Consider the following 20446-nt stretch of genomic DNA (forward strand, 5'->3'; position numbering starts at 1 on the left):
AGGAGGCAGCCGCGATCAGGCGCTGGCTGAAACCTCCGATGGCTGATTGTTAGCTCTGATCAGGTTTCTGGAAGGCGGTACGTATACCGACTTCGGTGTTTCATTTTTACGCTGTTCTCCATATTACTTGGAAGATAGACTATAGCAATATGGTATAAATACTATAAAAAGCCGGAGCCCCAAGTGACCTTTCCTCCCTCGGCCTTGCTCGACAAGGACCCGCAACCCACCGTGCTGCTCGATGCCGCCGCCCAGGTGGTGGCCGCCAACCCGGCGGTGCAGGGGTTGTTTGACACCTGGCCCAAGCCGCCCGTCGGCAGCCTGCTGCCTGCCAACTACAAGGCGCTGGTGAGCGCCTGCCTGCACCAGCAGCGGGCGATTGCCGAGGTCGAGGCCCTGGTGCAACAGCGTATCCTGTTGTGGACCTTCGTCCCGCTGGAGGGCGGCCTGCAGGTGCTGGCCCGCTGCCGCGACGCCACGGTTGAGCGCCTGGCCGAGCGCGAGGCCAGCCAGGCACGTCGGTTGTACCGCCTGATCACCGAAAACACCACCGACCTGATCTCGCGCCATACCCCCGACGGGTGTTTCCTGGATGCTTCGCCGGCCTCCTATCGCCTGCTGGGCTACTGGCCGGAAGAGTTGCGCGGGGTGGCGGTGCAGTCGCTGTTTCACCCCCAGGACCGCCAGCAATCGCTGCTGCAGGCCTCCCAGGCGCTGGAGCAGGACGGCTACCAGACCATGACCTGCCGCGTGCGCCATCGCGATGGCCGCGACCTGTGGTTCGAGATCGCCAGCCGCGCCATCCGCGAAACCTACACCGGTGCGGTGGTCGAGATCGTCAGCGTGTCACGCGACATCACCGTGCGCATCGAAGCCCAGGAAAACCGCCGGCGCCTGGCCGAGGTGGTCGAGGCCAACACCGACCTGGTGCTGTTCACCGACCCCGCCGGCCAGCTCACCTACCTCAACCGTTCGGCCCGGCGTGCACTGGGCCTGCTGGAGGTGCAGGCCGTGCCGCCCCTGCGCGAGCTGCTGGACGAAGAAGCCCTGCAACGCCTCGACGAAGAGGGCTGGGCCTGCGCCGAGCGCGAAGGGGTGTGGCAATGCGAGGCGCGGCTGGCGCCCTACAACGGCTCGGCGCCGTTCCCGGTGTCGCTGGTACTGCTGGCGCACCGGGCCGCAGGTGGCGAGCGCTACTACTCGCTGGTGGCTCGCGACATGACCGAGCGCGAGCTGCGTGAACGCCAGCAGCGCCGGCACCAGGATGAACTGGCGCACACCGCGCGGCTGGTCACCCTGGGCGAGCTGGCCTCCGGCATCGCCCACGAGATCAACCAACCGCTGGCAGCGGTGGTCAACTATGCCAGTGCCAGCCAGCGCTACCTGCTGGCGGTGGAGCGTGACCCGCAGGCGGCCGGGCGGGTCGCCCAGGGCCTGCAGCGCATCACCGAGCAGGCCACCCATGCCGCCGAAGTGATCAAGCGCCTGCGCTCGTTCCTGCGCAAGGAGCCGCGCCGCTTGCAGGCGCTCAACGTGGCCGATGTATCGCGCGAGGCCGTGCGCCTGTGTGCCTGGGAGGCGGCGCAGGCCCAGGTGACCATCGAGCAGCACATGGTGTACAACCTGCCGCCGGTATACGCCGACCGTGTCTTGCTCGAACAGGTCCTGCTCAACCTGTTGCGCAACGCCATCGACGCCAACCGCGAGCAGCATGCCGGGGCGCCTTCGCGCGTGCTGATCAGCGCCGACCAGCAGGCCGGTTGGCTGCGTATCCAGGTGGCCGACCAGGGCCCCGGGGTGGCCGCCGAGCAGCTGGACGGCATCTTCACCCCGTTTACCACCAGCAAGCCCGAAGGGCTGGGGCTGGGCTTGAGCATGAGCCGCAGCATCGTCGAAGGGTTCGGCGGTACCTTGCAGGCGCACCCGGGTGATACCGGCGGATTGATTTTGTGCTGTCGGCTGGCGCCGGTGGCCAGTGCATGAACAAGGGGATTTCCATGCAGGAACCGAAGGTCTACGTGGTCGACGACGATCAGGGCATGCTCGACTCCACCGTCTGGCTGCTGGAGTCGGTGGGCCTGCAGGCGCTGCCGTTCACCAGTGGCCAGGCTTTTCTGGAGGCCTGCGATGCGGCGTTGCCGGCGTGCGTGCTGCTGGATGTGCGCATGCCCGGCATGGGTGGGCTGAGCGTGCAGGAAGCCTTGCGCGCCCGGGGCGTGCAGGTGCCGGTGATCTTTGTCAGCGGGCATGCCGATGTGCCGATCGTGGTACGCGCCTTCAAGGCCGGGGCCATCGATTTCATCGAGAAGCCCTACAACGACCAGTTGCTGCTCGACAGCGTGCAGGATGCCTTGGGGCGCTCGTCACGGGTTCAGGTCAGCAGTCGCCAGCGCGATGAAGTGCAGGGGCGCATCGACAGCCTCACCCCGCGTGAGCGCGACGTGTTCGTGCCCCTGGTGCAGGGCTATACCAATCGGGAGATTGCCGAGCAGTTACAGGTCAGCGTGAAGACCGTGGACCTGTACCGTTCGCGGGTGATGAAGCGCATGCAGGCCGAACACCTGCCGGACCTGGTGGGGATGGCGATTGCGTGTGGGGTGGTGGACCCCTTGAAACTGCGTTGAATGCATCGCGGGTCAAGCCCGCTCCCACAGGTACAGTGCAAGCCTGTGGGAGCGGGCTTGACCCGCGATTGGGTGTCAGGAACGACGTCCCAGCAACAACCCGACCACCAGCCCGAAGCCGGCCGAAATCGCCACGGTCTGCCACGGGTGGCCGCCAATGTAATCCTCGGTGGCATCCACCGCCGGCTTGGCCTTTTCACGCACGCCGCCCACCGCATCCAGGGCCTGCTTGAGCTTGAGTCCCACCTGTGCGCGCAGGGTCTCGGCTTCTTCGCCCACCAGGGTGGAGCTGTCCTTGAGCAGCTTGTCAGACTCTTCGATCAGCGCCTGCAGTTCGCTGAAGGCCTGGTCCTTGATTTGTTCGGCATCGGCTTTAAGGGTGCTTTTCCTGGCCATGTACGCTTCCTCGTTGAATGATGGTCACTGTATCAATGGATGCCTGAGCGCGCCGAAAGTTGCAGCGCCTTGGCGGCGCTCGGTGGCTACAGTGTAAGATAGCCCCCATTTTCAAGTGGCAGGAATCCCCATGAGTTTCAATCTGGCCAACATGAGCTTCGCCGAGCGGGCACAGATCGAGGACGAGAAGTCGCGACTGTTCGAGCTCTGGCAATCGAACCTGGGCAAGGCCAAGGCCGAAGCCGCGCGGCTGATCAGCGAGAAGCCGCGGCGCAAGGGCAAATGGGCCGAGTGGGTGCGGGCCGAGCTCGACGGCATGTCGCCGCCGGAGTTCGCCAACATGGTGCGCAGCGAAGTCAACAAGCTGATGGCGGCTGCCAAGTAGCCGACCCCCAGCGCTACCACGCCGTATCGGTGGGCTTGGGCAGCGCCAGCCGCCCGCTGTCGGTGAAGCGCATCGTGCCGAAGGCGCCCCCGGCCAGCTTGCCGCGCAGCACATAGGGCATGCCATCCAGGTTGCTCACCCGGCTCAGGCCCACGGCCTGGCGCAGCATCGAGAAGGCGGTGATGCTCACCGGAATGCTCAGTACCGCTTCGTCATAGCGCCCGATGCTGCCGTGCTGATCGCTGACCCCGGTTGCCAGCGGCTGGCCATTGACCTCCAGGTTGAGCGCCACGCCGTTGTAGTCGATGGGCGTTTCATTGGGGTTCTGCACCCGCAGTTTCACCGCCATGCGCATTTCCAGGTCCTGGCCGGGCAGCGGCTCGATGCCGATCACGCTGATGGTCAACGGGTCGCGCCCCTGCAGCAACGCGCAGGCGCTCAGGCTCAGGGCCAGCAGCAGGCCCAGGCCGACACGCAGGGTATGACGCAGGAAACAGGGCATGGGGCTTGGCTCCGGACAAATGTCTCTGCAGTGTGGCAAATGCCCGGCGCGGTTGAAAGTGGCGCAAGCAGCGTAACAATCTGAATCATCTCCGGCCCGGCAACGGGTTTCGTCGCGAACCTCTCGCGCCGTAGGCTATCCAACGCCTGGGGCCACTGACGTTGTGCAGGAGATGAACGCGATGAACCGATGGTTGCCGGCACTGACCGGCGCAGCACTGAGCCTGATACTGGGCATGCCTGTTCAGGCCGCCGACGCAGGCAATCCCTACAACGACCCGGTACGCCGCGCCAACCCCAATTCCCAGCAGGGCACCGTGCGTTCCACGCCACCGCCGCGCGGGCCTTCCACCCAGCCGCTGCCGCGCCCACCCACCCTCGACAATGGCGGCATCGGCAACGGCCAGAACCTGCGCCGTGAACAGGTGCCGCCGCGCCTGGACCCCTCCCGCCCGCCGCGCGAATCGACGCGTACGCCCTGATCGCCGTTGGCCCACTGCAAGGAACCCTGCATGTCATCACGTACCTGGCTACTCTCCCTCTGCGCTGCGGCGCTGTTGCCGCTGACCGCCACCGCCGCCCCCGAGCGCACCTTCCCCAGCGAAGAAGGCCAGCTCACCGTCAGTACCCTGGCCGAGGGGCTGAAGAACCCATGGGCGCTGGCGTTCCTGCCCGACGGGCAGGGCATGCTGGTGACCGAGCGCCAGGGCAACCTGCGCATCATCAGTGCCGACGGCAAGGTCGGTTCGCCGTTGAGCGGCGTGCCGCAGGTGTGGGCCAAGGGGCAGGGCGGGTTGCTCGACGTGGCGCTGTCGCCGCAGTTCAAGCAGGACCGCATGGTCTACCTCTCGTATGCCGAAGGCGGGGGTGATGGCGACACGGCCGGTACTACCGTGGGGCGCGGCCGCCTGTCGAGCGACAACCTGCGCCTGGACGACTTCAACGTGATCTTCCGTCAGCAGCCCAAGCTGTCCAGCGGCAACCACTTCGGTTCGCGGCTGGTGTTCGACCGCGACGGCTACCTGTTCATCGCCCTGGGCGAGAACAACCAGCGGCCCACCGCCCAGGACCTGGACAAGCTGCAGGGCAAGGTGGTGCGCATCCTGCCCGACGGCCAGGTGCCCAAGGACAACCCCTTTGTCGGCCAGAGCAACGTGCGCCCCGAGATCTGGTCGTATGGCCATCGCAACCAGCAGGGCGCGGCATTGAACCCGTGGACAGGCGAACTGTGGACCAACGAGCACGGGCCTCGCGGCGGCGACGAGATCAACATTCCCAAGCCGGGCAAGAACTACGGCTGGCCCCTGGCGACCCACGGCATCAACTACTCGCTGCTGCCGATACCCGAGGCCAAGGGCAAGCGCGTCGAGGGCGCGGTGGACCCGCTGCACGTGTGGGAGAAGTCCCCGGCCATCAGCGGCATGGCGTTCTACGACAACCCGCGTTTCAAGGCCTGGGACCACAACCTGTTCATCGGCGCGCTGGCCGCCCAGGAGCTGATCCGCCTGCAACTGGATGGCGACAAGGTGGTGCATGAAGAGCGCCTGCTGGGGCAGTTGAATGCGCGTATTCGCGATGTGCGGGTGGGGCCGGACGGCTTTCTCTATGTGCTGACCGACGAGAGTGACGGTGCGCTGCTGAAGGTGGGCCTGACGCAGTAAGCGGCGGCGCGTCCTTCGCCGGCAAGGCCGGCTGCTGCAGGCGAAGCACGCCCCGCAAACCTCACTGATGCTACCCTTGGCCTTTTTCCGCACAGGCCCCCGGCATGTCCAGCCTCACCCCGCTGTCGTTGTACCAGCAATCCATCGAGCTCAATGGCTTTGTCCCCGACGCTGCGCAGCAGCATGCCGTCGACTGCCTTCAAGCCTGCTTCGAGGCTCTTGAGCGCGGCGAGGTGGCGCGTGGGGTATACCTGTGGGGCCCGGTCGGGCGCGGCAAGACCTGGCTCATGGACCAGTTCCACCGCTGCCTGCAGGTGCCCGCCCGCCGCCAGCACTTTCACCACTTCATGCGCTGGGTGCATCAGCGCCTGTTCCAGCTCAACGGCACCGCCGACCCCTTGCAGGCCCTTGCCCACGGCCTGGCCGAAGAGATCCGCGTGCTGTGCTTCGACGAACTGTTCGTCAACGACATCGGTGACGCCATCATTCTCGGTCGCCTGTTCCAGGTGCTGTTCGACAGCGGCGTGGTCATCGTCGCCACCTCCAACCAGCCGCCGGCGCAGCTCTACGCCGACGGTTTCAATCGCGAACGCTTCGTGCCGGCGATTGCCGCCATCGAGCGGCACATGCACGTAGTGGCGGTGGACGGCGGCCAGGACCATCGCCTGCATCCCGGTGCCGAACTGCAACGCTACTGGGTGCGCCAGCCGGGCCAGCCCAGCGCGCTGGCCCGGGTGTTCGAGCAGTCGAGCGCGGGTGAACCGGTCACCCGCGAGGACCTGAGCCTGGGCTACCGCACGGTCAAGGTGGTGCGACGCAGCACCTCGGCGGTGTGGTGCACTTACAACGAACTGTGCGAGCAGCCCCTGGCCGCCATGGACTTCATGGCCCTGTGTGATCGCTTCAAGGTCATTCTGCTGGGCGAAGTGCCTGCACTCGGGGCCCGGCAACGACCGGGCAGAATCGCCCGCGGCACCGAGGACGGCGCCGAGCGGGTAGTGGCGGGGGATCGCGAACTGCCGCAGCTGTCGATTCACGACGACAGCGTGCGGCGCTTCATCGCGCTGGTCGATGAATGCTATGACCGCCGCGTGGCGCTGTACGTGGAGGCCGAGGTGGCACTCGAGGCGCTGTATACCGAAGGCTACCTGGAGTTCCCGTTCCGTCGCACCCTCAGCCGGCTGCGCGAGATGCAACTGCAACGCTTCTGCTGAAGCCGCTCAGCTGTGCACCCAGCCCAGGGTCAACAGCACCAGCACCAGGTAACGCCCGGCCTTGGCCACGGTCACCAGCAGTATGAAACGCCAGAATGGCTCGCGCATGATCCCGGCGATCAGCGTCAGCGGGTCGCCGATCACCGGCATCCAGCTCAACAGCAGCGACCACTGGCCATAGCGCTGGTAGCGCTGCTGGGCCTTGTCCAGCTGGGCCTGGCTGAACGGAAACCAGCGCTTGTCGCGCAAGTGCTCGATACCCCGGCCCAGCAGCCAGTTGACCACCGAGCCCAGTACATTGCCGGCGGTGGCAATCGCCAGCAGCAGCAACCAGGCATCAGGTTCGTGCAGCAGCAGCCCGACCAATACCGCCTCGGACTGCAACGGCAGCAGGGTGGCGGCGCCAAAGGCGCTGAGGAACAGCCCCCAGTCGCTCAGCATGGCGCCGTGCTCACGGGTAGTTGGCGACCACTTCGTCGGTGCCGTCGCGGGTCAGGCCGATGACCTGGTAGGCATCCTTGTGATCGCCCATTTCCATGCCTGGCGAGCCCATCGGCATGCCCGGCACGGCCAGGCCGCGCAGGTCGGGACGCTTGGCCAGCAGCTGGATCTGCTCGGCCGGCACATGGCCCTCGACGAACTTGCCGTCGATCACCCCGGTGTGGCACGACGCCAGGCGCGGCGCCACGCCCAGGCGCTGCTTGACTGCACTCATGTTCGGCTCCACATGGTCATTCACGCTAAAGCCGTTGTCGCGCAGGTGGCTGATCCATTCCTTGCAGCAACCGCAGTTGGGGTCGCGGTACACATCGATGGTCTGGCCGGCCTGGGCCAGCGCACTCATGGCCAGCAGGCCGAAGGCAACGAAATTCTTTTTCAGCATCGTGGATCTCCGGGGCCGCCGTCAGGGCAACCCGCGTCTCGAATGATCGGTGGTCGGTCAGTGCAACAGGGTAACCGGGCTCATGGCTGGAGCATAGCCGGGTGAACCTGTCGCCAGACTGAGCGCTGCATTACAGATTTGTAAGGTAGGACACTGCCTGCGTGACCTGTGGGAGCACTCGCTCCTCTAACCCCAAACGATGGCGTCGTGCCTGGTCAGGGCGACCATCGGTGATGGAGTACCACAGTCAATCAAGGAAACATGACCCATGCAGGCACTCAAGGCCTACTTCAAGCGTCACGGGCACGAGCCGTTCCGGTTCGGTGAAGGGCGTATCAGCGGCTACCTGTCGGCCATGCTCGGCTTGCTCAGCCTGCTGGCGGTGCTGTGCTTTCTGTTCCCGCAGTGGCTGACCTTCGGCGAGTTCCGCAAGGTCTACAGCGAGCAGTTCGCCCGCACCCTGCTGCTGGCCGGGCTGGTGCTGGCGTTCAGCCTGGGCACCCTCAACATCCTGCTCAACCGGCGCAAGCGCCTGGGCGTCACCGGCATCAGCGCGGCGGGCCTGGCCGTGTTTCTGGGCGGCACCAACATTCAGACCGAAACCATCGGTCAAACCCCGTATTCCCTTGGCCTTGACTGGTTCGTGCTGGCGCTGCTGGTTTCGGCGATCATCTTCATCCCGCTGGAAAAGCTCTACGCCAAGGACCCACAGCAGAACATCCTGCGCCCGCAGTGGCGCACCGACCTGAGCTACTTCTTCGTCAGCCACATGCTGGTGCAGTTCATCCTGATCTTCGTCACCGCCTCGTCCACCTGGCTGGCCGGCTGGGTGGTGTCCGAAACGCTGCAGGCCAAGGTGCAGAGCCTGCCGATCGTGGTGCAGTTCGTGCTGGCGGTGTTCGTCGCCGACCTGGGGCAGTACTGGCTGCACCGCCTGTACCACGTGGTGCCGTGGATGTGGCGCTTCCATGCGGTGCACCATTCCAGCACCGCGATGGACTGGCTGGCCGGCTCGCGCATCCATTTCGCCGAAATCCTGCTGACCCGCACCGGTGTGCTGGTACCGCTGATCCTGCTGGGCTTCTCGCCGCAGGCGATGAATGCCTACGTGATCCTGGTGGGCGTGCAGGCGGTGCTGGCGCATGCCAACGTGCGAATCGACGGCGGGTGGCTGAACTACGTGCTGGTGATGCCGCGCTACCACCACTGGCACCATGCCCGGCACAAGGACTACATCTACAAGAACTACGCGATCCACCTGCCCTTGGTCGACATGCTGTTCGGCACCTTCAAGCTGCCGCGCAAGGAATGGCCGACCCGCTACGGCGTGTTCGGCAAGGACCTGCCCGAAGGCATCGTGCGCCAGCACCTGTACCCGCTGCAAAAGCCCGAGCCCAAGGCCTGATAGCCCTTTGCCCGCTGCCCCATGCTGCGTTAGCCTTGCCGGGTGAACGGCATTGGGGCCAGGAGTATCCATGGACAACGTGATCATCATTACCGGCGCCGGTCGCGGCATTGGCGCGGCCACTGCGCTGGCCGCTGCGCGGGCCGGCTACCGCATCTGCATCAACTACCTTGCCGATGACGCCTCGGCCCATCGCGTGCTGGAGCAGGTGCGCGCGCTGGGTGCCGAGGCGATCACGGTGCGCGCCGATGTCAGCGTCGAGGATGAAATCATCCAGCTGTTCCAGCGTGTCGACAAGGAACTGGGCCGGGTCACGGCGCTGGTCAACAACGCCGGCACCATCGGCCACCAGAGCCGGGTGGAAGAGATGTCCGAGTTTCGCCTGCTCAAGCTGATGAAAACCAACGTGGTGGGGCCGATGCTGTGCGCCAGGCATGCGCTGCAACGCATGTCGACCCGCCATGGCGGGCCGGGCGGTGCCATCGTCAACGTGTCATCGGTGGCCGCGCGGTTGGGTTCGCCCAACGAGTATGTCGACTACGCCGCCTCCAAGGGCGCGCTGGACACCTTCACCCTGGGCCTGGCCAAGGAAGTGGCGGGCGAGGGCGTGCGTGTCAATGGCGTACGGCCGGGCTACATCTTCACCGACTTCCATGCCCTCAGCGGCGATGCCGAGCGGGTCCGCAAGCTGGAACCGGGCATCCCCATGGGCCGTGGCGGGCAGGCGGCCGAAGTGGCCGAAGCGATCCTGTGGCTGCTGTCGGACAAGGCCTCCTACACCACCGGCAGCTTCATCGACCTGGGCGGTGGGCGCTGAGCGCGCAGCATGGCCAAGGATATCGACAACCCGTGCATCTCGGCGTGCAAGCTCAGCGGCGAGCTGTGCGTGAGCTGCGGGCGCAGCAAGGACGAGATCAAGCAGTGGAAGCGCATGAAGCGGCCCGAGAAAATGGCCACGGTGGAGCGGGCGGCCAAGCGCCTGAAGGCCCTGAAGAAGAAAAACAAGCGCTAGGCCGCAGGTAGCGCGCCATCCTGACGCGCCCCCAGCGGTGGTCAGTGGGTGTTGACCAGGTCCTCTTCCTCCAGCCCGCGCGAGGCGCGGCCGACCAGCAACGGGTCGGGCTGGTGGGCGACTTTCGGGTCCTTGTCGGGGTAGTCCAGCGTGTGCAGGAAGTGGCGGATGCAGTTCAGGCGCGCCCGCTTCTTGTCGTCCGACTTGATCACGGTCCACGGTGCATCGGCAGTATCGGTGTGGAAGTACATCGCCTCCTTGGCGGCGGTGTACTCGTCCCACTTGTCCAGCGACTTGATGTCGATGGGCGAGAGCTTCCAGTGCTTGAGCGGGTCGTCACGGCGCGAGATGAACCGGCGCAGTTGCTCTTCGCGGTTCACCGAGAACCAGAACTTGAACAGCAGGATGCCGCTGTTGCACAGCATGCGTTCAAGCTCCGGGGTCTGACGCATGAACTCCAGGTACTGCATCGGCGTGCAGAAGTCCATCACCCGCTCGACGCCGGCGCGGTTGTACCAGGAGCGGTCGAAGAAGACCATTTCACCGGCGGTGGGCAGGTGCTGGATATAGCGCTGGAAGTACCACTGGCCCTTCTCCTGGTCGGAAGGTTTTTCCAGGGCCACGATACGTGCGCCACGCGGGTTCAGGTGCTCCATGAAGCGCTTGATGGTGCCGCCCTTGCCGGCGGCATCGCGGCCTTCGAACAGCACCACGATGCGCTGGCCGGTGGCTTTTACCCAGTTCTGTACCTTCAGCAGCTCTATCTGCAGCTCATGCTTGGCCTTTTCGTACTCGGCGCGGCGCATGCGGTTGCGGTAGGGGTAATTGGCGGGCAGGGCGGCAGACACGCTGTCTTCGTTGGAGCCGCGACGCGGCGCACTGGCCACCTGCAGCGCGGCAGGCTCGTGGCTGATGGCACTGATTTCGATTTCGGCAGGGATCACCTGAGCAGGCTTGCGCGGGGCGCGTGGGCGGCGCGAACGAGTGACGGCCGCTTTGGGCGTGGCCGGCGAGCTGCTGTCGTTGGACGAGGCGGATGGCAGGGGCAGGGGGTGTACGGTGGATTCTTCGCTCATGGTGGGCCTGTTTTGCGTTCTGATTTCCTCTATCTAGTGTAGGAGTGTGATTTTGCGATCTGTTGATCCTGGTCAATAGCGTGGAGGCAAGTGGCCATATATCACGCGGTAACGGTGGTGCTGCAATCGCGGGTCAAGCCCGCTCCCACAGAAACCGTCGAACCTGTGGGAGCGGGCTTGACCCGCGATTGCAGACGGCACGGTCTCAGATCTGCACCAACCGCCCCGCATGCTCGGCCGGCAACCGATCCCCACGCCCGAACAGCTTGTGGCGCAAGGTGCCCGCCTCATACTCGGTGCGATAGCGCCCGCGCCGCTGCAGTTCCGGCACCACCGTGTCGACCACCGCCTGCAGGTCATCCGGCACCACCGCGTAGGTGAGGTTGAAGCCGTCGATGCCGGTGGCATCCAGCCACTGCTCCAGCTGGTCGGCAATCTCCACCGGCGACCCCAGCAGCACCGGGCCACGCCCGCCCAGGCTGACGAACTCCGCCGCCTCGCGCACGGTCCAGCGCCGGTTCGGGTCTGACCTGGTAAAGGCGGCCAGCGCCGTGCGCCCGGCATCGTTTTCGATGTACTCGATCAGCGCATCCGGCTCCAGGTTGGAAAAATCGATGCCGGTCCAGCCCGACAGCAAGGCCAGCGCCGCCTCGATATCCACGTACTGGCGGTACTCGTCCAGCCTGGCCTGGGCCGCTTCGCGCGTGTCACCCACGATCAGCAGCGCCTGCGCGTATATCAGCACCTCGCCTTCCTGGCGCCCGGCCTCGCGCGTGGCCTGGCGAATGCCGTCCACATAGCTGCGCAGTACCGTCTGGGTCGGGCCGCTGATGAACACGCATTCGGCATGGGTAGCGGCAAAGCGCTGCCCGCGTGCCGAGGCGCCGGCCTGGAACAGCACCGGGGTGCGTTGTGGCGATGGTTCGCTCAGGTGCACGCCAGGCACCTGGAAGTGCGCACCGGCATGCCCGATCGGGTGCACCCGCGCAGGCTCCACGAACACCCCGCGGGCCCGGTCGCGGACCACCGCATTGTCGTCCCAGCTCTTCTCCCACAGCTTGTAGAGCACCTGCAGGTACTCCTCGGCCAGCTCGTAACGCTCGTCGTGGGCCAGCTGCCGGGCCAGCCCCAGGTTGCGCGCGGCGCTGTCCAGGTAGCCGGTGACGATGTTCCAGCCCACCCGCCCGTCGCTCAGGTGATCGAGGGTCGACATGCGCCGGGCGAACGGGTACGGGTGCTCATAGGTGAGGCTGAAGGTGATGCCGAAGCCCAGGTGCTCGGTGACCCCGGCCATGGCCGGCACGATCAGCAACGGATCGTTCACCGGTACCTGCACGCCGCCGCGCAGGGCTGCGTCGTGGCTGCCCTGGTACACGTCGTACACGCCCAGCACATCCGCGATGAACAGCGCGTCGAAACGTCCGCGCTCCAGCAGCCTGGCCAGCCCGGTCCAGTAGCTCAGGCGATTGAAATCGCTGCTGGTGTTGCGTGGGTGGCGCCACAGCCCCGGCGACTGGTGCGTGGCGGCGTTCATGCTGAAGGCGTTGAAACGGATGGGCTTGGACATGCTCGAATCGCTCGCGGTCAAGGCAGTACGGAGACGGGGTACACGGCGTCGGCGACCTTGAGCGGCTTGGGAATCAGGCCCAGGCCCTGGAAGGTGTCCGCCAGCTTCTGCTGTTCGGCCGTGATCTCGGGGGTGATGGCCACTGCGTTGTAGTTGCGACGCTCGCTGGCCACTTCCAGCACGTCGGCGCCGATACCCAGTTGCGGAGCCAGCAGGGCCGCCACTTCCTTGGGTTTTGCGTTGGCCCAGTTGCTGACCTTGCCCAGCTCGGTGAAGAAGGTCTTGAGCACACCACGGTTCTCGTCGGCAAAGGCTGGCGAAGACAGGTAGAAGGTGCGGTTGTTGGTCAGCCCGGTGCCGTCGCGCAGGGTCTTGAGGCCGGGTTGTTTTTCCGCTGCGGCGAGGAAGGGGTCCCACAGGGTCACGGCCTTGACGCTGCCCGATTGCAGGGCGGCCACGGCATCGGCGGCGTTGTTGACGTAGGCCGGGTCGATGTCCTTGTAGCTCAGGCCGGTGTCCTGCAGGGCCACGGCCAGCAGATACTGGGCATTCCAGCCGCGACCGGTGGCCACGCGCTGGCCCTTGAGGGCGGCGATATCGGCGACCTTGTCCTGCTCGCGCACCACAATGCCGATGCCGCGCGGGTAGGGCTGTTCGGCGGCCAGGTACACCACCGACTTGCCCGATGCCTGGGCGAACACCGAGGGCGCATCGGCGGCGTGCCCCAGGTCGATGGCGCCGGTGCTCAGGGCCTCGAGCAACTGCGGGCCGGCGGCGAACTCGTACCAGCTGACCTTGATGCCTTGCGGTGCCAGGGCTTTTTCCAGGGCGCCGGAGCCCTTGAGAATGTTGACGCTGTTGAACTTCTGGTAGCCGATACGCAGGTTCTTGGTTGGCTCGGCGTAGGCGGCCGGGCCAGGCAGTACCAGGCTGGCGAGCGCGGCAAAGGCACCGCCAAGCAGCAGGCGGCGCAGGGTCGAAGGAGGTTTGTTGGACATGGTGAGGGCTCCGCAGGCGGGTTCGTCAGGTGTTTTCTGGTAGGGCCTGAAAGTAAAGGCTGATGCCCGCGGAGTGCAATTTTTTTATTACTTTTAGTTAGAACAAATAGTTATTTTTATATCCTTTTTGAATTTATCGGCCGTGCCAGTCGCCCACAAAAAAGCCCCCGACGGGTCGGGGGCTTTGTGTGTGCATCAATGCATGAACAAGGCGATCAGAATGATGATCGGGATAGGCACACCGAGGAAGAACAGCAGTATCGAGCGCATGGTGAATCTCCTGTCAGAGGGTACGGGCAGTGGTGGGGTCGACGCGCACCGGGTCGGCCGTCAGGAACACGGCGGCATCACGGCGACGGCCACCCCAGATGGCGAACAGGCTGGCGAAGAACGCGCCGCACAGCAGCGCCACGAACATCCACAGCGCAGAGGCGGCAGCGGCCTTGCGTGCGGCGTCGGCCAGTTGCTTGGCCTCTTCGATGGCCTGGCGGGCTTCGGCGAACACGGTGTCGATGCGCTGTTCGGCTTCTGCCTGGCTGATCTGGGTGCGCTGGGCAATCACGTTGGCCAGGTAGGCACGGTCTTCGGCGTTCAGCTGGCCGTCGGCCAGGCCACGCACGAAGATGCGCGCGGCAATGCCGTGGGCCGCGTCATCGGTGACCGCCACCGGGCGTTCGTCACGGAACAACATGTCGATGAAGTAGGCCGAATCGTCATTGCTCGCCTTGCTGCTGTTGGCAGCCGCGCCGGCACCGGCCGCAGCCACGCCAGAGGCCGCCATCGCGCCGGCCTGGACGCCGCCGCTCACCACCGAGCTCACCGAACCCACCACCAGCACCGCAGTTACCAGCGTGGCAAAGGCCCAGGCCAGGAAACCGTGGGCGGTATCGCGGAAATACACTTCATCGCCATGCAGGTTGGCCCATTTGACCCGCAGCCGCCCGGCGATGTAGCCGCCCAGGCCCGAGGCAATGATCTGCGTCAGCGCCAGCCACACGATGCTCGAAATACCCAGTTGCTTGGCCGTGGCGCCATCACCCGGCCACGGCGAGACAGCCGAGAACCCCAGGCCGAAGCCCAGCACGATAAGGATCAGCGACAGTGCGGCGGCACCGGTGGCACCGGCGAAGATGGCCGCCCAGGACACCCCTGAGTGGCTGGAGGTGTCCCCCGCGGGGACGGCGTAGGTATCGGCACTTGTAATCATTGTTGGTGCTCCAGTCATGAAATGGGTCTTCCCCCTCCTGTAGAGCAGTTGCTGTGCCAAATGCTACGAAATATTTATCCTTTCAAAATCAATCAGTTGTAAAACCGAACCGTCCTAAGGCCATGCAGCCTGCATGAGTGCCCGTTTTGCCTCATGCAAATTGCAACCTTGTGCCCGACGGGGATTCCCCACACCCCGCCTGGTGGCTTACCCTAGCCGCCGGTTGGCGCCAGTGGGCGTCACGCATTCCTGCCGTTGGAGCTCTAGCATGTATCAAGACACCGCCACCGTGACCGTCAGCGCCGAATACGCAGGCAAGGAGACCGAGGCCGTGGACAATGCCAATGTGTTGATCGGGTTGAAGGTCGATGGCGAAACCCGCTTCACGGTCGAGTTCAACGGCAAGCTGGACGCCCCGCAGGACCCCACCCACATCTGCGTCACCCTGAGCAACGGCCTGTCCTATCACGGCGAGATCACCGATGGCAGGGCCGATGAAGTGGGTGGCTACATCGCCTTCGACTGCGATGGCATCGACCCGGCACTGCTTGGCTGATTCGGCCGTTCAGGCCCGGTCAGCGGCAGGAGCGCAGCCTTGCGCTCCTGCCAGAACCCTCCCGCCGGCTCATCCAGCAAAATAATTGCACTCAAGCTGCATTTTTTTGCGTTGGAGCCCATCCCCGCTTTTGTTCAGACTGCGCGCATCCGAACCCCCGGATTTCCATCTCCAGGGACGGAGCCCTTTGCGTATTGCCCCCTCGCGATACAAAGCCCCCTCGTCTTGGGCGGGCTTCTTTTATTTCAACAGGTACCAGGTCGTCGCATGTCCACCCGCCGTCTGAACAACTGGCTCGATCGCTTCATCCCCGCCGCGTTGCATATCCCGCCCAAAGAGTGGCTGCGGGCCGGCCTTGGCGCCGTGCTCGGCCTGCTGGTGGCCGGCGGACTGTGCAGCGTGCTGTTCGGCAACGCCGTCACCCTGCACCTGATGGCCCCGCTGGCTGCGTCGGCGGTGCTGCTGTTCGGGGTGTCCTCGGGCGCACTGTCGCAGCCCTGGCCGCTGCTGGGCAGCTACAGCTGCGCGATGCTGGTGGGCCTGGTGCTGCACCACTGGCTGGGCGCGAGCCTGGTGGTGGTGTGCATGGCGCTGGTGCTGGTGGTGCTGCTGATGTGCCTGCTGCGCTGTCTGCACCCGCCGGGCGCGGCACTGGCGGTCAGCCTGGCGATGGCCGACCCGTCGCTGGCGAGCCTGGGCGCCCAGGTGGTCGAGCCGGTGCTGCTCAATGCCCTGTGCCTGCTGCTGGTGGCAGTGGTGTACAACCGCCTGACTGGCGTGCGCTACCCCAAGATCGTCGCCCCGCGGCCCGACCTGCACCGTACCCAGGATGCGCCCGTGAGCGAGCGGGTAGGGGTGAGTGCCGGCGACCTGGACCGCGCATTGAATGAACTGGGCGAGTTCGTCGACGTGACCCGTGATGACCTGGAGCGCATCATCCTGGCCACCGAGCGCCATGCCTTGCAGCGCAGCCTGGGCGGCATGACGGCTGCCCGGGTGATGTCGCGCGACGTGCAGTCCGCCAGCCCGGACACCACGCTTGAGCAAGCCTTCAAGATGCTGGGCGAGCATCGCCTGAAGATCCTCCCCGTGCTCGACGAGGCGCGCCAGCTGGTGGGTATCGTCAGCGTCGGCGACCTGCTCGATTCGGCAATGGCCGCACGCCGTTTCAGCTGGCGCGCGCTGTTCGGCCGGCGCCGCCCGGTGCGCCTGGAACAGGTCATGACCAAACCGGTACGCAGCGTGAACAGCGACGAACCGGCGGTGGCCCTGATCCCGCTGCTGTGCGACCAGGGCCTGCATTGCCTGCCGGTGCTCGAAGCCGGGCAACTGGTCGGGGTGGTCACCCAGACCGACCTGATCGGCGCGCTGCACCAGCAACTGCTGCAGCGCGAGCAGGCCGGTCTAGATCAGCGGGTCCCAGCGCTGGGACCAGTCACTGTCCCCCGCGACCACGCCGCGTAACAGGCCAAACGCCTGTTGCAGCGCTGCAGAGTCGCGCTCGCGGGCGTACACCAGGTAGGTCGGGTAGGTGAATTCCGGCGCCTGCAATACCCGTTCGAGCACGCCGCAGTCCAGGTAGCTCTGCACCACGCGGGCGCGAAAGTAGCCGCTGCCGCCGTGTTCGAGGATGTACTGCAAGGCCATCGGGCCGAGGTTGAAGCTCAAGGCAGGGCGCGCGTGCTCGGGCAGCGCCGCGTCATGCTGGCGGCGGAACGCCTCGCCCCAGTCGATGTAGATATACGGCTCGGGCTGGCCGGCACGGCGCACGCACACCAGCTTCTCTTCCAGCAATTGCTCCACCTGCACCCCCGGGCCGTACCCCGGCTGGTACACCAGCGCGGCATCCAGCAGGCCCATGTCCAGTTTGCGCAGCAGCGTGTCGCTGTCGCCCACCTCGCTGCGGATGGCATGGCTGGGCACCTCCTGATGCAGTACGCGAACCCAGTCCAGCAGCAGCGGGTTGCACAGGCTGACCTCGCCGCCGATGTGCAGCACCTGGTAGCCGCCGGCGGGCAACGGCAGGTCGCGGCGCGCCGCCTCCCAGGTGTGCACCAGCTGGTTGGCGTAGGCCACGAAGCCCTTGCCGTCGGCGGTCAGGCTGGCGCCGTTGCGGCTGCGCACGAACAATTGGCAGCCGAGCAACTGCTCGAGCTTCTGCACCCGCGCGCTGATTGCGGTCTGGGTCACGTGCAGGTGCTCTGCGGCGGCCACCAGGCTGCCGCTACGCACGATTTCGATGAAGGTACGCGCCAGGTCGATATCCATGGGGGCCTCGTGTTCTACCAGTGCACAGTCTAGAGCTTTCAGTGCCCTTGTAGGAGCCGGCCTTGCCGGCGAAGGCCACGCAACGGATTTTGCATCAGGTACAAAACCCCTTAGCCTAGGGCGACTACACCGCCGGAGCGCGCCTTGAACCCCACCTTCGCCTCGTTGAGCCTTGCGCACCTGCGTACCCTCGACACGCTGTTGCAGCTCAAGAACCTCAGCCATGCCGCCGAGCGCCTGGGCAGCAGCCAGTCGGTGCTCAGCCGCCAGCTGGCGCACATGCGCGAAGCCTTCGACGACCCGCTGCTGGTTCGCCAGGGCCGCGGCTATGTACTCAGCGAACGGGCCCAGGCGCTGGTGCTGCCCCTGCGCCAGGTACTGGGCGAGCTCGACGCCCTGCGCCAACCCGAGGCCTTCAGCCCGCAGCGCTGCGAGCGGCGCTTCTGTCTGGCCGCCTCCGACTACATCGCCGAACACATGCTGCCATTGCTGGTCAGCCGCCTGGCCGAGCAGGCGCCGGGGGTGTCGATCGACTACCGCAGCTGGTCGCCGGACCAGTTCGAACGCCTGGCCAGCGGTGAAATCGACCTGGCCACCACGCTGTTCGACAGCGCCCCGGCCAACCTGCACGGGCGCATGCTCGGCGAGGATCGCGCGGTGTGCCTGATGCACCGCGAACACCCGCTGGCCCGGCACGCCGAGCTGAGCCAGGACGACTACCTGGCCTGGGGGCACGTGCGCATCTGTGGCGGCGGCGACAAGGACAGCTTCATCGACCGCCACCTGCGCGGCCAGGGCCTTGCCCGGCGCATAACCCTGCAGGTGCCGTTCTTCTCGGCGGCGGTGCAGGTGGTGTGCGCCAGCCAGACACTGGTCACCGTGCCCGAACACATCGCCCGCCAGCTCAGCCGCCTGCACCCGGTGGTGTGGTGCCCGCTGGCGTTCGTCGAACACACCCAGCGCTACTGGGTGGTGTGGCACCAGCGCCTGCAGGCTTCGGCCGAGCACCGCTGGTTTCGTGCGCAGGTGTTCGAGCTGTGGCAGCAGTCGCAGTTCGGCGTCACCGGCAGCTATGTGGATTCGCCATAGCAGCTATGCGCGGCGCGGCGTGTTTCAGCGGCCAGCCAGCGCCTAGACTCGCTGGCACTGCAATCACCCCCACAGGAGCCAGCGCGTGAGCCCAGAAGAATTTCGCCAGCAAGGTCACCAACTGATCGACCGCATCGCCGATTACCGTGCCAATGTCGCCAGCCGGCCGGTCATGGCCCAGGTCGAGCCGGGCTACCTGAAGAATGCCTTGCCCCAGGCCGCGCCGCAGCAGGGCGAGCCCTTCGAGCAGATCCTCGCCGACGTGGACCAGCTGGTGATGCCCGGCCTGTCGCACTGGCAGCACCCGGACTTCTTCGGCTACTTCCCCTCCAACGGCACGCTGTCTTCGGTGCTGGGCGACTTTCTCAGCACCGGCCTGGGCGTGCTCGGCCTGTCGTGGCAGTCGAGCCCGGCGCTGAGCGAGCTGGAGGAAACCACGGTCGACTGGCTGCGCCAGATGATCGGCCTGTCCGGTGCCTGGAGTGGGGTGATCCAGGACACCGCCTCCAGCAGCACGCTGGTGGCGCTGATCTGCGCCCGCGAGCGCGCCAGCGACTACGCGCTGGTCAAGGGTGGCCTGCAAGCGCAGGCCCGGCCGCTGATGATCTACACCAGCGCCCAGGCTCACAGCTCGGTAGACAAGGCCGCGCTGCTGGCCGGCTTCGGCAAGGACAACATCCGCTACATCGAAGTCGACGAAGCCTTCGCCATGCGCCCTGAAGCGCTGGCAGCGGCCATCGAGCAGGACCTTGCCGCAGGGCTGCAACCGTGCGCGGTGGTCGCCACCACCGGCACCACGGCCACCACCGCCCTCGACCCGCTCGAACCGATCGGCCGCATCGCCCGCGCCCATGGCCTGTGGCTGCATGTGGACTCGGCCATGGCCGGTTCGGCGATGATCCTGCCCGAATGCCGCTGGATGTGGACCGGCATCGAGCAGGCCGACTCCATCGTGGTCAATGCGCACAAATGGCTGGGGGTGGCGTTCGACTGCTCGCTGTATTTCGTGCGTGACCCGCAGCACCTGATCCGTGTGATGAGCACCAACCCCAGCTACCTGCAGTCGGCGGTCGATGGCGAAGTGAAGAACCTGCGCGACTGGGGCATCCCGCTGGGGCGCAGGTTCCGTGCGTTGAAGCTGTGGTTCATGTTGCGCAGCGAAGGCGTGGAAGGCTTGCAGCAACGCCTGCGCCGCGACCTGGGCAATGCTCGCTGGCTTGAACAGCAGGTAGATGCGGCCCCGGGCTGGGAGGTGCTGGCGCCGGTGCAGTTGCAGACCCTGTGCATTCGTCACCAGCCTGGCGGGCTGGAAGGCGAGGCACTGGACCGCCACACCCGCGCCTGGGCCGACCGGCTCAATGCTTCGGGCGCGGCGTATGTGACCCCGGCGACGTTGAACGGGCAGTGGATGGTGCGGGTGTCGGTGGGCGCGTTGCCCACCGAGCGCGAGCATGTGGCAAGGCTGTGGGAGGGGTTGCAGCAGGTGGTCAAGGGCTGATCCCTGCGGCCCCTTCGCCGGCAAGGCCGGCTCTTACCGATAGCAGGCGCCTGCCTTGCTGGCGAAGAGGCCCATGAAAAGTACAACCTTGCCTCTGGAAGGTGCA

General features: G+C 65.9%; 22 protein-coding genes. 13 read left to right on the forward strand and 9 right to left on the reverse strand.

From position 1 onward, the window contains the following. Positions 1–183: 183 nt before the first annotated feature. Both B4I46_RS09305 and B4I46_RS09310 read left to right on the forward strand, forming a co-directional pair. Positions 184–1983: a PAS domain-containing sensor histidine kinase gene (locus B4I46_RS09305; protein WP_104572615.1), complete on the forward strand. Its 1800-nt coding sequence runs from the start codon at positions 184–186 to the stop codon at positions 1981–1983. Positions 1984–1997: 14 nt separating this feature from the next. Continuing rightward, positions 1998–2624, forward strand: a complete 627-nt coding sequence (locus B4I46_RS09310; protein ID WP_088514900.1) for a response regulator transcription factor — start codon at positions 1998–2000, stop codon at positions 2622–2624. 75 nt (positions 2625–2699) lie between these two features. Here the strand turns inward: B4I46_RS09310 and B4I46_RS09315 are convergent, their stop codons facing one another. Then, entirely contained in the window at positions 2700–3020 is a 321-nt protein-coding gene (locus B4I46_RS09315) for a DUF883 family protein (RefSeq protein WP_043861132.1), read from the reverse strand. 130 nt (positions 3021–3150) lie between these two features. On the opposite strand from B4I46_RS09315, the gene B4I46_RS09320 reads away from it, so the two are divergent. Further along, positions 3151–3405, forward strand: coding sequence for a hypothetical protein (locus B4I46_RS09320; RefSeq protein WP_043861131.1), 255 nt, complete (start codon positions 3151–3153; stop codon positions 3403–3405). A gap of 13 nt (positions 3406–3418) precedes the next feature. On the opposite strand, the gene B4I46_RS09325 is transcribed toward B4I46_RS09320, so the two are convergent. After that, positions 3419–3907: an LEA type 2 family protein gene (locus B4I46_RS09325; RefSeq protein ID WP_043861130.1), complete on the reverse strand. Its 489-nt coding sequence runs from the start codon at positions 3905–3907 to the stop codon at positions 3419–3421. Positions 3908–4088: 181 nt separating this feature from the next. Here B4I46_RS09325 and B4I46_RS09330 point away from each other — a divergent pair, with 181 nt between their 5' ends. The 3 genes from B4I46_RS09330 to zapE all read left to right on the forward strand — a co-directional run bounded on the left by B4I46_RS09330 (position 4089) and on the right by zapE (position 6781). Further along, complete coding sequence (locus tag B4I46_RS09330) at positions 4089–4388, forward strand: hypothetical protein (protein ID WP_043861129.1); 300 nt, start codon at positions 4089–4091, stop codon at positions 4386–4388. 30 nt (positions 4389–4418) lie between these two features. Further along, positions 4419–5567 carry a PQQ-dependent sugar dehydrogenase gene (locus tag B4I46_RS09335; RefSeq protein ID WP_088514882.1) on the forward strand — a complete coding sequence of 383 codons (1149 nt, stop codon included), beginning with the start codon at positions 4419–4421 and terminating at the stop codon, positions 5565–5567. A gap of 104 nt (positions 5568–5671) precedes the next feature. After that, positions 5672–6781: a cell division protein ZapE gene (zapE, locus tag B4I46_RS09340; RefSeq protein WP_282362676.1), complete on the forward strand. Its 1110-nt coding sequence runs from the start codon at positions 5672–5674 to the stop codon at positions 6779–6781. 6 nt (positions 6782–6787) lie between these two features. On the opposite strand, the gene B4I46_RS09345 is transcribed toward zapE, so the two are convergent. Next, the gene (locus tag B4I46_RS09345; RefSeq protein WP_286899823.1) at positions 6788–7222 is read right to left on the reverse strand and encodes a YqaA family protein; all 435 of its coding nucleotides are present in this window, start codon (positions 7220–7222) and stop codon (positions 6788–6790) included. 10 nt (positions 7223–7232) lie between these two features. After that, positions 7233–7664 (reverse strand): DUF411 domain-containing protein, encoded by a 432-nt coding sequence (locus B4I46_RS09350; RefSeq protein WP_043861125.1) that lies wholly within the window; start codon positions 7662–7664, stop codon positions 7233–7235. 268 nt (positions 7665–7932) lie between these two features. Between B4I46_RS09350 and B4I46_RS09355 the strand changes: the two genes are divergently transcribed. From B4I46_RS09355 to B4I46_RS09365, 3 genes are all read left to right on the forward strand, one after another. Further along, on the forward strand, positions 7933–9069 hold the full coding sequence (locus tag B4I46_RS09355; RefSeq protein ID WP_286899825.1) for a sterol desaturase family protein: 1137 nt from the start codon (positions 7933–7935) through the stop codon (positions 9067–9069). Positions 9070–9139: 70 nt separating this feature from the next. Further along, positions 9140–9886, forward strand: coding sequence for an SDR family oxidoreductase (locus tag B4I46_RS09360; RefSeq protein WP_043861123.1), 747 nt, complete (start codon positions 9140–9142; stop codon positions 9884–9886). 9 nt (positions 9887–9895) lie between these two features. Then, positions 9896–10081 carry a DUF1289 domain-containing protein gene (locus B4I46_RS09365; protein WP_043861122.1) on the forward strand — a complete coding sequence of 62 codons (186 nt, stop codon included), beginning with the start codon at positions 9896–9898 and terminating at the stop codon, positions 10079–10081. 41 nt (positions 10082–10122) lie between these two features. On the opposite strand, the gene ppk2 is transcribed toward B4I46_RS09365, so the two are convergent. The 4 genes from ppk2 to B4I46_RS09385 form a co-directional block, all read right to left on the reverse strand. Then, entirely contained in the window at positions 10123–11157 is a 1035-nt protein-coding gene (gene ppk2 / locus B4I46_RS09370) for a polyphosphate kinase 2 (RefSeq protein WP_043861121.1), read from the reverse strand. A gap of 205 nt (positions 11158–11362) precedes the next feature. Then, positions 11363–12724, reverse strand: a complete 1362-nt coding sequence (locus tag B4I46_RS09375) for an LLM class flavin-dependent oxidoreductase (protein ID WP_286899827.1) — start codon at positions 12722–12724, stop codon at positions 11363–11365. A 17-nt stretch (positions 12725–12741) separates the two neighbouring features. Then, entirely contained in the window at positions 12742–13722 is a 981-nt protein-coding gene (locus B4I46_RS09380; RefSeq protein ID WP_078481093.1) for an aliphatic sulfonate ABC transporter substrate-binding protein, read from the reverse strand. 283 nt (positions 13723–14005) lie between these two features. Next, entirely contained in the window at positions 14006–14929 is a 924-nt protein-coding gene (locus tag B4I46_RS09385; protein ID WP_043861118.1) for a membrane protein, read from the reverse strand. Positions 14930–15197: 268 nt separating this feature from the next. On the opposite strand from B4I46_RS09385, the gene B4I46_RS09390 reads away from it, so the two are divergent. Both B4I46_RS09390 and B4I46_RS09395 read left to right on the forward strand, forming a co-directional pair. After that, positions 15198–15485: a hypothetical protein gene (locus B4I46_RS09390; protein ID WP_043861117.1), complete on the forward strand. Its 288-nt coding sequence runs from the start codon at positions 15198–15200 to the stop codon at positions 15483–15485. A gap of 267 nt (positions 15486–15752) precedes the next feature. Beyond that, positions 15753–16949 carry an HPP family protein gene (locus tag B4I46_RS09395; RefSeq protein ID WP_043861116.1) on the forward strand — a complete coding sequence of 399 codons (1197 nt, stop codon included), beginning with the start codon at positions 15753–15755 and terminating at the stop codon, positions 16947–16949. Here the strand turns inward: B4I46_RS09395 and B4I46_RS09400 are convergent. Then, positions 16890–17753 carry a LysR family transcriptional regulator gene (locus B4I46_RS09400; protein ID WP_054916507.1) on the reverse strand — a complete coding sequence of 288 codons (864 nt, stop codon included), beginning with the start codon at positions 17751–17753 and terminating at the stop codon, positions 16890–16892. The two genes, B4I46_RS09395 and B4I46_RS09400, sit on opposite strands and share 60 nt — an antisense overlap. A gap of 144 nt (positions 17754–17897) precedes the next feature. Here B4I46_RS09400 and B4I46_RS09405 point away from each other — a divergent pair, with 144 nt between their 5' ends. Together B4I46_RS09405 and B4I46_RS09410 are read left to right on the forward strand one after the other, a co-directional pair. Beyond that, the gene (locus tag B4I46_RS09405) at positions 17898–18842 is read left to right on the forward strand and encodes a LysR family transcriptional regulator (protein ID WP_043861114.1); all 945 of its coding nucleotides are present in this window, start codon (positions 17898–17900) and stop codon (positions 18840–18842) included. 85 nt (positions 18843–18927) lie between these two features. Further along, positions 18928–20340, forward strand: a complete 1413-nt coding sequence (locus B4I46_RS09410; protein WP_286899830.1) for a DOPA decarboxylase — start codon at positions 18928–18930, stop codon at positions 20338–20340. Positions 20341–20446 lie beyond the last annotated feature (106 nt).

Source organism: Pseudomonas sp. UBA7500, from assembly GCF_002478435.1.
In the GTDB taxonomy this organism is placed as follows: Bacteria; Pseudomonadota; Gammaproteobacteria; order Pseudomonadales; family Pseudomonadaceae; genus Aquipseudomonas; species Aquipseudomonas palmensis.

What these genes read in the sequence shown, in the direction of transcription:
- B4I46_RS09310 (WP_088514900.1), top strand. Translation starts at nt 1,998, where the DNA reads ATGCAGGAACCGAAGGTCTACGTGGTCGACGACGATCAGGGCATGCTC.
- B4I46_RS09315 (WP_043861132.1), bottom strand. Translation starts at nt 3,020, where the DNA reads ATGGCCAGGAAAAGCACCCTTAAAGCCGATGCCGAACAAATCAAGGAC.
- B4I46_RS09320 (WP_043861131.1), top strand. Translation starts at nt 3,151, where the DNA reads ATGAGTTTCAATCTGGCCAACATGAGCTTCGCCGAGCGGGCACAGATC.
- B4I46_RS09325 (WP_043861130.1), bottom strand. Translation starts at nt 3,907, where the DNA reads ATGCCCTGTTTCCTGCGTCATACCCTGCGTGTCGGCCTGGGCCTGCTG.
- B4I46_RS09330 (WP_043861129.1), top strand. Translation starts at nt 4,089, where the DNA reads ATGAACCGATGGTTGCCGGCACTGACCGGCGCAGCACTGAGCCTGATA.
- B4I46_RS09335 (WP_088514882.1), top strand. Translation starts at nt 4,419, where the DNA reads ATGTCATCACGTACCTGGCTACTCTCCCTCTGCGCTGCGGCGCTGTTG.
- zapE (WP_282362676.1), top strand. Translation starts at nt 5,672, where the DNA reads ATGTCCAGCCTCACCCCGCTGTCGTTGTACCAGCAATCCATCGAGCTC.
- B4I46_RS09345 (WP_286899823.1), bottom strand. Translation starts at nt 7,222, where the DNA reads ATGCTGAGCGACTGGGGGCTGTTCCTCAGCGCCTTTGGCGCCGCCACC.
- B4I46_RS09350 (WP_043861125.1), bottom strand. Translation starts at nt 7,664, where the DNA reads ATGCTGAAAAAGAATTTCGTTGCCTTCGGCCTGCTGGCCATGAGTGCG.
- B4I46_RS09355 (WP_286899825.1), top strand. Translation starts at nt 7,933, where the DNA reads ATGCAGGCACTCAAGGCCTACTTCAAGCGTCACGGGCACGAGCCGTTC.
- B4I46_RS09360 (WP_043861123.1), top strand. Translation starts at nt 9,140, where the DNA reads ATGGACAACGTGATCATCATTACCGGCGCCGGTCGCGGCATTGGCGCG.
- B4I46_RS09365 (WP_043861122.1), top strand. Translation starts at nt 9,896, where the DNA reads ATGGCCAAGGATATCGACAACCCGTGCATCTCGGCGTGCAAGCTCAGC.
- ppk2 (WP_043861121.1), bottom strand. Translation starts at nt 11,157, where the DNA reads ATGAGCGAAGAATCCACCGTACACCCCCTGCCCCTGCCATCCGCCTCG.
- B4I46_RS09375 (WP_286899827.1), bottom strand. Translation starts at nt 12,724, where the DNA reads ATGTCCAAGCCCATCCGTTTCAACGCCTTCAGCATGAACGCCGCCACG.
- B4I46_RS09380 (WP_078481093.1), bottom strand. Translation starts at nt 13,722, where the DNA reads ATGTCCAACAAACCTCCTTCGACCCTGCGCCGCCTGCTGCTTGGCGGT.
- B4I46_RS09385 (WP_043861118.1), bottom strand. Translation starts at nt 14,929, where the DNA reads ATGATTACAAGTGCCGATACCTACGCCGTCCCCGCGGGGGACACCTCC.
- B4I46_RS09390 (WP_043861117.1), top strand. Translation starts at nt 15,198, where the DNA reads ATGTATCAAGACACCGCCACCGTGACCGTCAGCGCCGAATACGCAGGC.
- B4I46_RS09395 (WP_043861116.1), top strand. Translation starts at nt 15,753, where the DNA reads ATGTCCACCCGCCGTCTGAACAACTGGCTCGATCGCTTCATCCCCGCC.
- B4I46_RS09400 (WP_054916507.1), bottom strand. Translation starts at nt 17,753, where the DNA reads ATGGATATCGACCTGGCGCGTACCTTCATCGAAATCGTGCGTAGCGGC.